Origin of the sequence: Actinoplanes sp. NPDC026670 (genome assembly GCF_040638175.1) — a bacterium.
Taxonomy (GTDB): domain Bacteria; phylum Actinomycetota; class Actinomycetes; order Mycobacteriales; family Micromonosporaceae; genus Actinoplanes.
On the sequence record NZ_JBEZXU010000006.1, the window covers coordinates 143,999 to 157,508 of the forward strand.

Genomic DNA, 13,510 nt, shown 5'->3' on the forward strand with positions numbered 1-13,510 from the left:
GGCCGGCCACCTCGGGCAGCATGCGGCGAGCCGATCGGCCGTCGGGTTTAATGTGCGCCATGCCGGATACCGACGCCGTGCTGCGGTTCACGGTGCTGGGGCCGGTGCGCGCGTGGCGGAACGACACCGAGGTGCAGCTGGGCTCGCCGGGCCAGCGTGCGCTGCTCGCCCTGTTGCTGGCCGCCGCCGGCCGGCCGCTGGGCATCTCGGAGCTGATCGCGGCACTGTGGCCGGATGAGCCGCCGGCCACCGCCCCCAACGTGATCCGTCAGTACGTCGGTGGGCTGCGCCGCCGGTTCGAGCCCGGTCTGGCGCGCCGCGATCAGGGCCGCTGGCTGCTGCTGGGCGCGGGCGGCTACCGGATCGCGGTCACCACGGACGACCTGGATCTGCTGCGGTTGCGCGGTCTGCTCGCCTCAGCGGAGTCGGCGGAGGCGTACGCGACGGGCCTGGAGTTGTGGCAGGGCCCGGTGGCCGCCGACGCACCCCAGCGGCTTCGCAGCCATCCGGTGTTCGCCGCGATCGAGTTGGAGCTGTCCACCGCGGTCCGGGCCGCCGCCGACATCGCGCTGGCCGAGGGGGCCGCGGACCGGCTGCTGCCGACCGTGCGGCGGGCCGCCGGCCTGCACCCGTTCGACGAGCCGTTGCAGGCCCGGCTGGTGTCGTTGCTGGCCGCGGCCGGGCAGCAGGCCGCGGCACTGGACCACTTCCGGGCGGTGGCCGGCCGGCTGGCCGCCGAACTCGGCCTGGATCCCGGCGAGGAGCTGACCGCCGCCCGCGAGGCGGTGCTGCGCGACGATCCGGACCGGCCCGCCCAGTTGCCCAGGGACCTGCCCGCGTTCGCCGGGCGGGCCGCCGAGCTCGCCGAGGCGATGACCCTGCTGGACGGTGCGACAGCGCCGGGGCCGGTGGTGATCAGCGCGATCGGCGGCATGGCCGGGGTCGGCAAGACGGCCCTGGCGGTCCACTGGGCGCACCGGGTCGCCGACCGGTTCCCGGACGGCCAGCTGTACCTGAACATGCGCGGCTTCGACCCGCACGACGACACCCTGGACCCGGCACGGGCCTTGCAGGTGCTGCTCGGTTCGCTCGGCGCCGCGCCGGCCGAGGTGCCGTCCGGGCTGGACGCGCTGTCCGCGGCGTTCCGGGCCCGGATGGCCGGCCGCCGGATGCTCCTGCTGCTGGACAACGCGCACGACGCCGAGCAGGTCCGGCCGTTGCTGCCGGGCACACCCGGCTGCCTGGTGATCGTGACCAGCCGGGTCCGCCTGCACGGCCTGATCACCAGCGGTGCGGTGCCGCTGAACCTGGACGTGCTGTCGGCCGCGGACAGCCGCGCCCTGCTCGCCCGCCGGCTCGGCGAGCCCCGGGTGAGCGCGGAGCCGGAGGCGGTCGAGACCATCGTCGCCCACTGCGCCCGGCTGCCCCTGGCACTGTCGATGGTGGCGGCCCGGGCGGCGCTGAACCCGGCGTTCCCGCTGGCGGCCATCGCCGAGGAACTGCACGACACGGACCGGCTGGATTCCCTCGGCGACACCCAGATCGTGTTCTCCTGGTCGTACCGGAGGTTGAGCGCGCCGGCGGCCCGGCTGTTCCGGCTGCTCGGCGTCCACCCCGGCCCGGACGTCAGCACCGCCGCCGCGGCGAGCCTCACCGGTGTGCCGCCCCGCGACGTCCGGGCGCCGCTGGCCGAACTGGTCCGCAACAACCTGATCAGCGAGCACCGGCCGGGCCGCTATCTGATCCACGACCTTCTCCGGGCGTACGCGAACGAGCTGCTCGATCCGGCCGAGGCGGACCCGGCCCGGCGCCGGGTGGTGGACCACTACCTGCACACCGCGCTGATCGGCTGCCACCTGATGAACCCGTCGTATGCGGTGGTCGAGCTGGATCCGCCGGCCGGCGGGGTGACGCCGGAGCCGATCACCGGCGGCCCGCAGGCGCTGGCCTGGTTCGTCGCGGAGGAGGCGGTGCTGTTCGCGCTGATCGACGCCACCGTGCGGACGGGCCTGGACCGGGCCACCTGGCAGTTGCAGTGGGCCCTGCACCCGTACATGTTGCGGCGGCTGCCGACCGACACCAGCTTCCCGGTGCTGCGGGCCGCGGCCCGGGCCCTCGACCGGCTCGGTGACCTCGACAACCGGGCCCGGGTCGAGGCGGCGATCGCCACCATGTACTCGATGAGCGGCGAGCAGGTCGGCCAGGCCGCTGGTCACCGGGCCGAGCGCCGGTCGCTGGCCGCCGATCATTTCCGGCAGGCCTTGGTGATGTACGGGGCGGCCGGCAACCTGTCCGGGCAGGGCAACGTCCTGTACGGACTGGCGCTGCTGGCGAACCGGACCGGGGATCGCGCCGGCACGGTCGCCAATGCACGGCGGGCGCTCGGTGTCTACCGGCGGGCCGGGGACGACTACGGCATGGCGTCCGCGCTCGGCGGGATCAGCTGGGCGCACGCCCAGCACGGCAACCACCGGCAGGCCATCAGCCGCGGCCGGCAGGCGCTGGAGCTCCTGGCCGGTGGCCGGCACCGGCAGGCGGAGGCGTCGATCCTGCACACGGTCGCCTACTCGCACCTGCGCCTGGACGAGCCGACCGCGGCCGCCGTGTCCCTGCACCGGGCGATCGACCTGGCCGTCGAGGTCGGCGACCCCTATCTGGTGGCGGAATGCCAGATCGACCTGGGCGACGCCGAGCTGGCCATGGGTGATCCGGCGGCCGCCCGGCACAGTTGGGAGTCCGCCCTCGGTGTGCTGGAGGAGTTCGGCACCGAACTGGCCGACCGGACCCGAGAAAAACTGAAAAGCCTGACGCCTTGAGGTTTCTCACACCTTCTCATCATTCGGTACGCCCGACGCGCTGGACCACAAAAACAGCGCCGGGAGCCCGTACCACCAGCTGAAATGTCGTTGATCTCGAACATTCTCGCTATTCACATCAACGAATCGTCTACGCCACTTCGGGCCGTTCGGAGAAATGGCCGGCGGCCGATACGGTTCCGCGATGCCCGACATGATCGACGGCGTTGTCGCCGCCCGTTACCGGCTGATCTCCCGCATCGGCGAAGGCACCATGGGACGCGTCTGGATGGCTCGCGACGAGTTGCTCGGACGTGACGTCGCGGTCAAGGAACTGGCGCCTCCGGCCGGCCTGGCCGAGGCGGGCCGCGCCGACCGCCGAGCCGACGGGCCGCTGGCCCCGCAGCGGGTCGCGGAGATCGGGGTGGCCGTCCTCGGCGCGCTGCGCGCCGCCCACGCGGCCGGGGTGCTGCACCGCGACGTGATGAAAAGTCTCGTACGACTACCGGCAGTCACTTGAGGTCACACGCTTCGGCGTTAACTGGGTATTCAGTCGCCCCTGCGTAACTTCTCCACTCGTGAAAGGTTCTACGTTCGCCTCACGGCATCCGGTGTCACCGCTCGTTCTGCAGGTGCTCGGCCCGGTCCGGGCCTTCCGGGACGGCATCGAGCTCGATCTCGGCTCGCCGCAGCAGCGCACCCTGCTCGCGGTGCTGCTGCTCAACCGCGGGATGGTCATCCCCCTGCACAACCTCATCGACGCGATCTGGGAGGACCGGCCACCACAGACCGCGACCGGAACCCTGCGCACCTACGTCTCGCGGCTGCGCACCGTCCTCGGCCGCCGTGAGATCGAGTCCCGGGCCGGCGGTTACGCGCTGCGCAACGGGCCCGGCGAGTTCGATCTCGGCACGTTCCAGAGCCTCGTCGAGCAGGCCCGCGCCTACCGCGCTACCCGGCCCGATGCGGTGCCCGCCCTGCTCCAGCAGGCACTGTCGCTGGTCCGGGGCGAGCCACTGACCGGCATCCAGGGCGCCTGGGCGCAGGCCCGCCGGACCGCCATCAACGAGCTGCGGATCAGCGCCGAGATCGAGCGCATCACCGCCGAGCTGGCCTGCGGCCGCGACGAGGATCTGATCGCCGACCTGTCCCACATGATCGCCGAACACCCGCTCCGCGAACGCCCCCGGGAACTGCTCATGTTCGCCCTGCAACGGTCCGGGCGTCGCGCCGAAGCTCTTGAAACGTTCCACCAAACCCGTCGTCTGCTCGTCGACCGGCTCGGCATCGACCCCGGACCGGGACTCCAGCGGATGTATCAGCAGGTGCTGAGCAGCGCCCCGGTCCTGACCGTCCCGTAACCGCACGCCCATCGGTGGCGGTGGGAACCATCCGGTTCCCGACAATCACCGCCACCGGCCGGGATCATGCGCGTACGTTCTCGGCCGTGCGGTTCACTGTTCTCGGCGCGATCCGTGCCTGGCGGGGCGAAGTCGAGGTCGACCTCGGGCCCGCAGCCCAGCGCACCGTGCTCGCCGCACTGCTCGTGGCGCCGCGGCAGGAGGCGTCGGTGGCCGATCTGGTGGACATCCTCTGGGACGGGCGGCCGCCGGCCAGCGCGGAGACGACCGTACATCAGTATGCGATGCGGCTGCGGCGCGTCCTGGAACCCGGACTGCCGCCGCGCCACAAGGGAAGCGTCCTGCTCAGCGGCCCGCGTGGCTACCGGCTGGCAGCCGCCCCGGAGGCGGTCGACCTGCTGCGGTTCCGTGCGCTGCTCGGCACGGCCCGCGCAACCTCGGACCCGCAGACGGCCGCCGACCGGTACGCCGACGCGCTCGCCCTGTGGCTGGGCACGGTCGCGTCCGCCGTGCGCCCGGAGTCACGCAACCACCCCGCTTTCACCGCCGTCGACACCGAGGAACGGGCCGCCGTCGAGGAGGCGCTCGGCCACGCCACCGAAGCCGGGCTGACCACACGCGTACTGCCCGCGCTGACCGCCGCCGCCGGGCGGCGTCCGCTGGACGAGCCGCTGCACGCCCGGCTGATCCGGGCCCTCGCCGAGAGCAGCGGCCGGGCCGCGGCCCTGCGCCACTACGACGAGGTACGGCAGCGACTGAGCCAGGAGCTGGGCACGCCACCCGGACCGGAACTGCTCGCCGCCCAGCGCCACACGCTGCGGCTCGGCACACCGAACACCACCGGCGCCACCCGTGTGGAACAGCTGCCCGCTCCCCTGCCGCTGTTCGCCGGCCGGCGGGCCGAACTGGACCGGCTGACCGCGCTGGCCCCCGAGGACGGCTCGCGCACCGTCGTGATCAGCGCGATCGCCGGAATGGCGGGAATCGGCAAGACCACCCTCGCGATCCAGCTCGGCAACCAGCTGGCCGATCGATTCAGAGACGGGCAGCTGTACGTGAACCTGCGCGGCTTCGACCGCAGCGGCAGCGTGCTCGACCCGGGCGATGTGCTGCGCCGCTTCATGGTCGCGCTGGGCGTGCCGGGCCACCGCATCCCCGCCGAGCCGGACGCGCTGACCGGCGCCTATCGCAGTGTGCTGTCCGGCCGCCGGATGCTGATCGTGCTGGACAACGCCCGCGACGCCGCCCAGGTGCGACCGCTGCTGCCCGGATCGGCCGGTTGCATGGTCATCGTGACCAGCCGCAACCGGCTGACCGACCTGGTCGCCAACGACGGCGCGGTGCCGTTGCTGCTCGACGTGCTGTCGCCGGCCGAGGCCCGGGAGTCGCTGGCCCGCCGGGTGGGCACGGCCGTGGTCGCCGCCGCCCCGGAGGCGGTGGACGAGATCATCCGCTGCACCGCCGGGTTGCCGCTCGCCCTGGCGGTCGCCGCCGCGAACGCCGGACGGGGCCTGCCCACGCTCGCCGCCGAGTTGCGGGCCGGCACCGGCAGCCTGACGGCGTTCGCGGCCGCACGGGCGGTGTTCTCCTGGTCCTACGGTGTGCTCACGCCCGACGGGGCGCGACTGTTCCGATTGTTGTCCCTGCATCCTGGACCGTCCATCTCGGCGCCGGCGGCGGCCGCGCTGTCCGGTCTTCCGGCGGGCACGGTCCGGCCGCTGCTGGCCGAGCTGATCAACGCGAATCTGCTGACCGAACCCGCCCCGCGCCGCTACGTCATGCACGACCTGCTCCGCGACTACGCCGGCGAGCTGGTGGCGCCGGCCGAACGCGACCCGGCCGTGACCCGCCTGCTCGGCCATCTCCGCGACGAGAGCCACCGGGCCGCACACGCGCTCGGCCCGGCGCCCGACATGCCCGAGGAGGCGGCCCGGCTCGCGGCCCCGGACCGCTGGTTCGACGCCGAATGGCAGGTGCTGGTGGCGGCGGCGCGCCTGGCCGCGGCGTCCGGCCGCCCCGGCGACGCGTGGCGGATCACCTGGTCGCTGGAGCGCTACCTGGAACGTCGCGGCCACTGGCACGAGTGGATGGCGGTACAGGAGGTGGCGGTCGCCGCCGCGCGCACGTCCGGCGACCCCGACGCGACCGCGCACGCGCTGCGGGGACTGGGCCGGGTGTACGCGCTCATGCGCCGCTACGACGAAGCGGAGACCCTGCTCGACGAAGCGCTGGGTCTCTTCCTCGGCAGCGGGAACGGTGCCGGTGAGGCGTACACCCGCTTCTGTCTTGCCTGGATCCGCACCAGGCAGCAGCGGCACGAAGAGTCGATCGCGGCCGCCCGGCCCGCCCTCGACCGGTATCGCGCGCTGAATCATCGGCGGGGACAGGCCGAGACCCTCAACCTGATGGGCTGGTTCGAGGTTCAGCTCGGCTTCGCCGGGAAGGCTCTGGAGTACGCCCGGGAAGCGCTTGATCATTTCGTCGCGCTCGGCGACATCCGGGCGCAGAGCCAGACCTGGGACACCATCGCGTACGCCCAGCACCATCTCGGCGACCACGACGCCGCCGCGAAGTCCTATGACACCGCGATCGGCATGTTCCACGACATCGGTGACACCTTCAACGAGGCGTGCACCCTGGACCGCCTCGCCGAAAGCCTGCTGGCCGGCGGCGACGCCGGGGCCGCCCACCGGGCCTGGCTGCGTTCCCGCGCCATGCTGACCGACCTCGACCCGGCCTGGGCCGCCGAGGTCGACGCCAAACTCGCCGCCCTCGGTCCCTGATGCCTCCGGGCGGTACGCCGGGTCTCCGGTGCGACGAACAGGGGCAGCGCGCCGCTGATCGGTGTTGCTACGGTTGGCCGGCTCACCAGTGAGGAGACGAGATGGATCCGGCCTCAGAGGCGAAGCTGATTCTTGCCCGCCTGGTCGGGAAATTCACGCTCCTGTTCGCGTTCTTCTACTTCCTGGCGCTTCTCACCGATGTGGTGCTGCTGTTCAAAGGCGACCCGCCACCACCGATCGCGTGGCTTCTGCTCATCCCGGCCGGGTTCGCCTTCGTTCCTGGTGTCATTGATGCGGTCAACCTGCACCGGACCACGGACGGACAGCGGCTGAGCAGACTCTGGCGACGCTGCGGACTGCTGGGGGTGGCCGGCATGGCGCTGCTCGTGGGCGCCGCACTGGTGATGAGGGAGGCGTCCCCGTGACGTTCACTGTCGAACCGACTGATCTGCGGGTCTTCGCAGCGACTCTCGCCCGGCTCGCCGAGTCCTCGGAGATCGCCAGAGGATATGCGAACCAGATCGGCTCGTTCAGCCTTCTGGAGAACGGGATCCTCGGCGAACTCCACGGCCGGCACGCGGAGTTCCTGGCCGAGCTGAACCAGACGATGCAGCGCATGATGGAGCTGCTCGACGCCTCCTCGCTGAGTGTGCAGGCCGTCGCCACCGCGTACGAGCAGACTGATCTGAAATCCGCCGCCGAGATCGACTCCTCCTATCCGGCCGCTCAGCGCCCGATCAATCCGGCCGGCGCCTGAGGATCCGTCCACAACGGGGGAATCACATGCAAGAACCAACCGACTTCCTGGTGCCGCCGGTGGAGCCGGACGAGTCGCTCACCAACGGCTTCATCGATCCGGGCTTCCTCTTCAACTACGTATCGCCCACCTCGTGGATCAATGAAATCATCAACGTCGTCACCGAATTCGACGTTCTCGGCTTCCTGACCGAGGCCATCGGCGGCGACTGGTCCACCATCTGGAGGTTCGGCGACGCGATGCGGAACGTCGGCGAATGCGTGGGACAGATCGCGGTGAACCTCCAGCAGGACTTCAATCGCATCGACGAGACGTGGGACGGCAACGCCAACGATGCGGCCGCCGGCTACTTCACGACGATGGCGAGCACTGTCGCGCAGATGAGATTCACGCTGCTCGAGATCGGCGAGTCCTATCACACCGCGGCGAAGGGCGCCTGGGGCTTCGCGACTCAGCTGGCGAACCTTCTGCAGGCACTGGTCGACAAGGCGATCATCGCCGGCATTCTCGGGATCGGAACCGCGGTGCTGTATTCGAGCGGCGTCGGCGCGGGCGCCGGATTCGTCGGATCCTCCGCCGTCGCCCTCATCATCGCCGACATGATCAACCTGGCCAGCAGCGCCTCGCTCATCATCAGCACCGCGTCGACCGTCATCATGGGCGGCTTCGGCGTGGTCATGAGCGCCGTCTACCAGGGCGGCGACCTGTCCGGCATTCAGCTGCCGTCCGCGCCCTACGCCGTCCCGGGAGCCTGACATGTCGGATGATCCGCTGGACCGCGAGATCGAGAGGATGGCGGGCGACCCACGTCTCGTCAAAGCCGTGCGGGACAGCCTGGAACGGCTGCGGGCGGGACGGGCCGGCCCGGTGATGGCCGAGATGGCCCGTGACCTGATCGAAGGCCGGATCAACCTGCGCGACGTGGGCGGCAGCTCCGTCTACTCCCAGGGGCTCATCGAGGGCGTCCAGGCGTACAAGAAGTGGGAGTCCGAGCTCGACGACGAGGGACGCCGGCAGCTCAGGGACGCGGTGCGCGAGACATACGGCCGCGACCTGGACGAGCCATCCTGATCAGCGCACGCCGAGTCTGACGGGCAGAAACCACACGCAGACCGTGTCGCAACGAACCCGTGGTTGCACGCTCCGGCGAACCTGGAGTGGTGACCACCGATGCTGCTCGGGGCGGTGTGGTGACCGGCGCGGGTCTCGTGGGCGGACTCAGCCTGCGCACCATCTGCTGAGGGTCTCCTCGTCAGCGGGCAGGTTGCACTCCCGCAGCAGACGCGCCACATAGGCACTGTCCAGCAGCCCGCTGCGCAACACCACACCGGCGGCGGCACGCTGCTGGTCCGAGAGATCCGAAGGCGACGCGCCATCCGGCAACGGCCCCTCCGGAAAAACCAGACCCAGCAGCAGCTGTACGGCGTACACGAACCGGCTCTCATCGTCGCCACCCTCGGCGAGCCGTTCGAGGAGCATCGCCGCGAGTCCCGGCACGCTCATCGCCGCCAGCTCGCCGAGGGCCAGGTAGGCGCCGAGGGCCAGGTTCTCCCGATGGAACGTCCACCCGTAGAGCTCGAGCGGACCGTGGAACAGACAGTCACACAGTTGCTCCAGCAGGGCCTCGTATGGAACGAGGGTGAGCCGGACCAGCCCCATCAGGACCGTCCAGCGCTCGACCTTTCCCGGCATGTCCGTTCGGGCGGCAACGGCGGCGCCCAGCTCGTGGTCGCCCTGATCACCCAGCATCCCGGTGGCCAGGCAGAGGAAGGCCGCCACCACCCGGTCCGGCTCGACGGCGAGCCGGGCGGTCAGCGCCGGAACCACCTGCGGCGCCGCCTCCGGGAAGTGGCTGAGCAGGTGTGCGCTCAGGGCACGGGCGTCCCGGGCCGGGTTGTCGAGCAGTTTCAGGTACGCCGGAATCCCCGCTCGCACGGCCTCGTACGCCTGCCGGTGCACCGGGTCCACCTCGATCGGCTGGGACCCGCCGTGCCGCTGCCAGTCCTCCTGCCGGGCGAGGTACCAGTGGCTGCGCTGTTCGGCCAGCTCGTGCAGTCGCGGGCCGAGCGGGTGCGGGGCGTATGCCGTGCAACCGGTCCAGATCTTCGATGGGAATGATCTCGGCCAACAGCTCGTGCCCGAGCGTGCGGTCCGGCGCCTGGTCGTCGGCAAGCAATTCGATCAGGTACGGCACCGCGGCGACCGCCGCCGGATAGATCGAACCCTGGTGCAGTGCCAGATCCCGGAACCGGTCGGTGGCTGCGGTGCGGCGCTGCTCGTCCGGGGACCGCAGGTCCCGCAACACGTCCGGTAGGTCGCCGGCCGGCCCGTACGCGTGGTTGGTCGCCAGCCAGTCGATGTCACCTGGTTCCGAGAGCACCCGCGCACTCTATCGGCGGCGGTTCACAGCAGCTCGGGGTGTCTCAGGATGCTCAGGGCGGTGGTCCGGGCCTCGCCCAGCAGGCGGATGCCCTCGGCAGCGGTCGCCCGGACCTGCTCGGGGGTCGCCTGGTCGGGGCCGAGCAGGGCCGTGACCGTCGCGGCGAGCACCGCCTCCGGGTCGACGACCGCGGGTCGTGAGGGGCGGCGGCGGGTGGTCTCCAGGAAGCCGGTGATGATCGAGTGCAGCGCGAACGTCTGCTCGGCCGGGTCCCAGTCGGTGCGGGCCATGCCGTTGGCCCGCCACAACGGCAGTGCCGTGTGCAGCATCGAGTCCGGGCCGAGCTGGTCGAGCAGGTCGGCCGAGCGAGGGTCGTGGGCGAGCACGCCGAGCAGGTCGTCGTGGTGTTGCAGGGCGCTGACGAACGGATGGTCGGCGGCGGTGCTCAGCACGTTGACGCACAGCCGGGACGGCCGGGCCAGGTCCGGATCGGCGGTCACGGCCGCCATCACCCGGTCGGCGAGCGCCAGGAAGTCACCGCCGATCAGGTCGATCAGCAGGTCCTCCTTGGTCTTCCAGTACAGGTAGACGGTGCCCTTGCCGATGTGGGCCCGCTGCGCCACGTCGGCGATCGTCACACCCCTGCTGCCGCGGGTCAGCAGCAGCTCGCCCGCGGCGGCGAGCACCCGGGCCGCCTTGATCGAGCTCTTCTCAGCCAGCTGCTGGTTCGGTGACAACGGGGATCCTGTCCTGTGGCGCGGCCGGTAGCGACCCCACGATATCGGCATCCTTGCTGCTGGTGTCGGGTCCGAGCGGGATCCTGGCGAGCAGGGTCCGGGCGCCGGGCAGGGTGCGCAGCCGGATGAACGCGCGCCGCATCCTGATCTGCCGGCGGTTCTCCTGGACGAAGAAGCTGCGCTGCTCGTACGCGCTGTGCTGGTAGTCGTCGAGGTAGGGCCGCAGGGTCCGTTCCCAATCGGCGAGGGCGACGCCGAGGTCGCCGGGGTGTTGCCGCAGCATGGTGCCGAGCAACTCGGCGCCGGCCAGCCCGGCCGAGACGCCCATGCCGGCGTAGAGGGTGACGCACCAGGCGGCGTCACCGAGCAGGACGACCCGGCCGCGGTGCCAGGTGTCCATCTTGACCTGTTCGGCCGAATCGAACAGGGGCGCCTCGGCGGTCTCGAACCTGTCGAGGAGGTCGGCGAGCAGGGTGCCGGCGGGCTCGGGGCCGAACGCGGCCCGCAGCCGCTGCCCCGGTGTCGCGGTGAACTCGGCGTCGACGTCGTCGGTGCGGTAGCTGAGCAGCACCGACGGGTCGCGGTCGGTGAACGCGAAGACGGTCGCCGACCGGCCCGGCTCCAGGATCGTGGCGCCCTGGCCCCGGGTCAGGCCGGCCGGGACACCCGGGTACAGGAACGCGGCGACCATGTAGTTCATCCGGTGCAGGTACTGCTCGTGCGGGCCGAACACCAGGGCCCGGACGGTGGAACGCAGGCCGTCGGCGCCGACCACCAGGTCGTACCGCTCGATGGTGGTCTTGTCGTTTGCGGTGTCGTGCAGGGTGACCGTGACGCCGTCGGCGTCCTGTTCGATCGCGGTCGGCCCGGTCGAGTAGCGGATCGGGACGTCCGGCGGCAGCTCGGTGAAGGCGGCCTGTTCCGCGTCGCCGCGCAACAGCATCCACGGGCTGCCGGGCGCGTCGGCGAAGGTCAGTCCGGGCCGGCGCCGACCGTGGCGGTCGATGTCGACGCCGGGCACCTCCGAGGCCCGGTTGTGCAGGTGGGCGCTGATGCCGAGCCGGTCGGCGGCGGCCCGGCCGGCGCCGAACAGCGCCACGAAGTAGCCGCCGGTGCGCCGTTGGGGCGCCCGCTCGACGATCACCGGCGCCCAGCCCGTGGCGTGCAGCCGGATGGCGGTGGCCATGCCGCTGATCCCCAGGCCGACGATGAGAACCCGCCTACGTTCACTCATGCGAGAACCATACTGACCAGATAATTCATTCGGTCAGTTTGTGTCTCAGGTCACGACAATGCATCGGCCTGGCGGTCACCGATGGGTCGCCAAGCCTCGTTTGTCGGGTATCCGATCATTTGCGCTGTTCGACGCCGATCGCCGCTGGCCGGTAGGGTCACGGCGCGATGGGTATCCAGTTGCTGGCTACTATCGAGGGCGCGACGACCCGCCCGGCCAACCTGCGATGGTTCGTCGCCCTGAGATGCGTCCAGCCGTTGCCTGGCCTCGACTCGGCAGCACCAGAGGCCCATTGAACGATCGCCCGAGGCAAGTCAGCGGCTTGTTCGGCTCTGTCGTGTCACCAGTTGTAGAGGACAACGCATGATCAGTGTGCAGGAGTTCGCCCGGCGGCTCAGCGATCTCGCCGCCAAGACGGTGACCAGCCATGACGTCGAGGACCTGGCCGATGAAGCGGGTGTGCGCATCGACCCGGCCCGCGGTATCGACGCCGGCCAGGCCCAGCAGTTGCTCGACCGGGTGACGCCGTCGGTGACTGTCACCGCCGCCGCGATGGTGGCGTCGCTCTGGCCGCCGCAGGAGGCTGTCCGCCCCGCCGTTGCTCCGGTGCTGTTCTCCAGTCCCGGCGCCGTCGGCGCCCCCTCGGACGGCCCGGCGCGACCCCGGCGATCCGGGCCGGCACACGCCGATCGGAACCGTCCACGCCGACCCCGGTGAGCAGCAGCCTTGTCGGCCTTCGACGCTCCACCCGTCGCCGGAGTGGATCAACGGTCGTCCGGCGGAGGCAACGGGTAGGCCAGATGTTTCGGCTGCTGCCGCTGGTCATCCGACCGGCTGGGGTCGGCCCTTTCCGGCGGTAGCGGCGAAACCGGCCGCGCCGATCGTGAGGTACACCGCGCCGAAGAGCCAGAAGGCGGCGAAGAGGAAGCCCTGATCAAGCAGCGAGACGACCATGACCAGCGCGCCGGCCGCCGCGGTCACGGCGTAGCCGGCCCGCACGCCGCAGGCGCACAGCACCGCGAGGACGAGCGGCAGCACGACCCAGAGCACCACGCCGAACCAGGCGATCTCCATCTTGTCGGTGACGATCGCGGAGCCGGCCAGCGCTGCGGGCAGGGCCAGGAACAGCGCGGCGGTGACGTGCCAGGCGCGGGAGGCAGCGCGGCCGATGCCCCGGCGCAACGCCCAGGGCACGATCGCGGCCGCCCAGAGCAGGAGTGCGACCGGGAAGAAGTAAAGGCCGAGGTCTCCGGAGGAGAACGAGAGCACGGTGAGGATCGCCGCGCCGGCGGCCGCGGCCCAGCCACGGGCGTTCGCCGGGCCGGCCGTCCCGGCCGATAGCTCCACGGTTCGAACCCCGTCGGTCAACGCTTCCCCCGCTTCCGCCTGTGCTCCCGGTGAGCACGAAATGGCGAGCCTAGCGCCTGTGAGCTGGCATTTCGCTGCTCCGAACGGCCAGGTTG

At 71.3% G+C, this 13,510-nt stretch carries 13 protein-coding genes; 9 read left to right on the forward strand and 4 right to left on the reverse strand.

Annotated features, from left to right (window positions below):
* The first annotated feature begins 59 nt into the window (after window positions 1-59).
* The 8 genes from AB0E94_RS08435 to AB0E94_RS08470 all read left to right on the forward strand — a co-directional run bounded on the left by AB0E94_RS08435 (window position 60) and on the right by AB0E94_RS08470 (window position 8,767).
* On the forward strand, window positions 60-2,816 hold the full coding sequence (locus AB0E94_RS08435) for a BTAD domain-containing putative transcriptional regulator (protein ID WP_360323974.1): 2,757 nt from the start codon (window positions 60-62) through the stop codon (window positions 2,814-2,816).
* 184 nt (window positions 2,817-3,000) lie between these two features.
* Entirely contained in the window at window positions 3,001-3,315 is a 315-nt protein-coding gene (locus tag AB0E94_RS08440) for a hypothetical protein (RefSeq protein WP_360323976.1), read from the forward strand.
* Between the two features lie 58 nt (window positions 3,316-3,373).
* Window positions 3,374-4,156 carry a BTAD domain-containing putative transcriptional regulator gene (locus AB0E94_RS08445; RefSeq protein ID WP_360323978.1) on the forward strand — a complete coding sequence of 261 codons (783 nt, stop codon included), beginning with the start codon at window positions 3,374-3,376 and terminating at the stop codon, window positions 4,154-4,156.
* 86 nt (window positions 4,157-4,242) lie between these two features.
* A complete protein-coding gene (locus AB0E94_RS08450) occupies window positions 4,243-6,939 on the forward strand; it encodes a BTAD domain-containing putative transcriptional regulator (RefSeq protein ID WP_360323980.1) in 2,697 nt (898 codons plus the stop codon).
* A gap of 101 nt (window positions 6,940-7,040) precedes the next feature.
* On the forward strand, window positions 7,041-7,364 hold the full coding sequence (locus tag AB0E94_RS08455; protein ID WP_360323982.1) for a hypothetical protein: 324 nt from the start codon (window positions 7,041-7,043) through the stop codon (window positions 7,362-7,364).
* The gene (locus AB0E94_RS08460; RefSeq protein ID WP_360323984.1) at window positions 7,361-7,696 is read left to right on the forward strand and encodes a type VII secretion target; all 336 of its coding nucleotides are present in this window, start codon (window positions 7,361-7,363) and stop codon (window positions 7,694-7,696) included. The genes AB0E94_RS08455 and AB0E94_RS08460 overlap by 4 nt, the downstream gene beginning before the upstream one ends.
* Window positions 7,697-7,722: 26 nt before the next feature.
* On the forward strand, window positions 7,723-8,451 hold the full coding sequence (locus tag AB0E94_RS08465; protein WP_360323986.1) for a hypothetical protein: 729 nt from the start codon (window positions 7,723-7,725) through the stop codon (window positions 8,449-8,451).
* A gap of 1 nt (window position 8,452) precedes the next feature.
* Window positions 8,453-8,767 carry a hypothetical protein gene (locus tag AB0E94_RS08470; RefSeq protein ID WP_360323988.1) on the forward strand — a complete coding sequence of 105 codons (315 nt, stop codon included), beginning with the start codon at window positions 8,453-8,455 and terminating at the stop codon, window positions 8,765-8,767.
* 147 nt (window positions 8,768-8,914) lie between these two features.
* On the opposite strand, the gene AB0E94_RS08475 is transcribed toward AB0E94_RS08470, so the two are convergent.
* The 3 genes from AB0E94_RS08475 to AB0E94_RS08485 all read right to left on the reverse strand — a co-directional run bounded on the left by AB0E94_RS08475 (window position 8,915) and on the right by AB0E94_RS08485 (window position 12,047).
* Window positions 8,915-9,868, reverse strand: coding sequence for a hypothetical protein (locus tag AB0E94_RS08475; protein ID WP_360323990.1), 954 nt, complete (start codon window positions 9,866-9,868; stop codon window positions 8,915-8,917).
* Window positions 9,869-10,099: 231 nt separating this feature from the next.
* A complete protein-coding gene (locus AB0E94_RS08480) occupies window positions 10,100-10,813 on the reverse strand; it encodes a helix-turn-helix domain-containing protein (protein ID WP_360323992.1) in 714 nt (237 codons plus the stop codon).
* Complete coding sequence (locus tag AB0E94_RS08485; RefSeq protein WP_360323994.1) at window positions 10,788-12,047, reverse strand: FAD-dependent monooxygenase; 1,260 nt, start codon at window positions 12,045-12,047, stop codon at window positions 10,788-10,790. Before AB0E94_RS08485 ends, AB0E94_RS08480 begins: the two co-directional genes overlap by 26 nt.
* Window positions 12,048-12,410: 363 nt before the next feature.
* On the opposite strand from AB0E94_RS08485, the gene AB0E94_RS08490 reads away from it, so the two are divergent.
* Entirely contained in the window at window positions 12,411-12,764 is a 354-nt protein-coding gene (locus AB0E94_RS08490; RefSeq protein WP_360323996.1) for a hypothetical protein, read from the forward strand.
* 105 nt (window positions 12,765-12,869) lie between these two features.
* Here the strand turns inward: AB0E94_RS08490 and AB0E94_RS08495 are convergent, their stop codons facing one another.
* Window positions 12,870-13,394: a hypothetical protein gene (locus AB0E94_RS08495; RefSeq protein ID WP_360323998.1), complete on the reverse strand. Its 525-nt coding sequence runs from the start codon at window positions 13,392-13,394 to the stop codon at window positions 12,870-12,872.
* Between the last annotated feature and the right edge of the window lie 116 nt (window positions 13,395-13,510).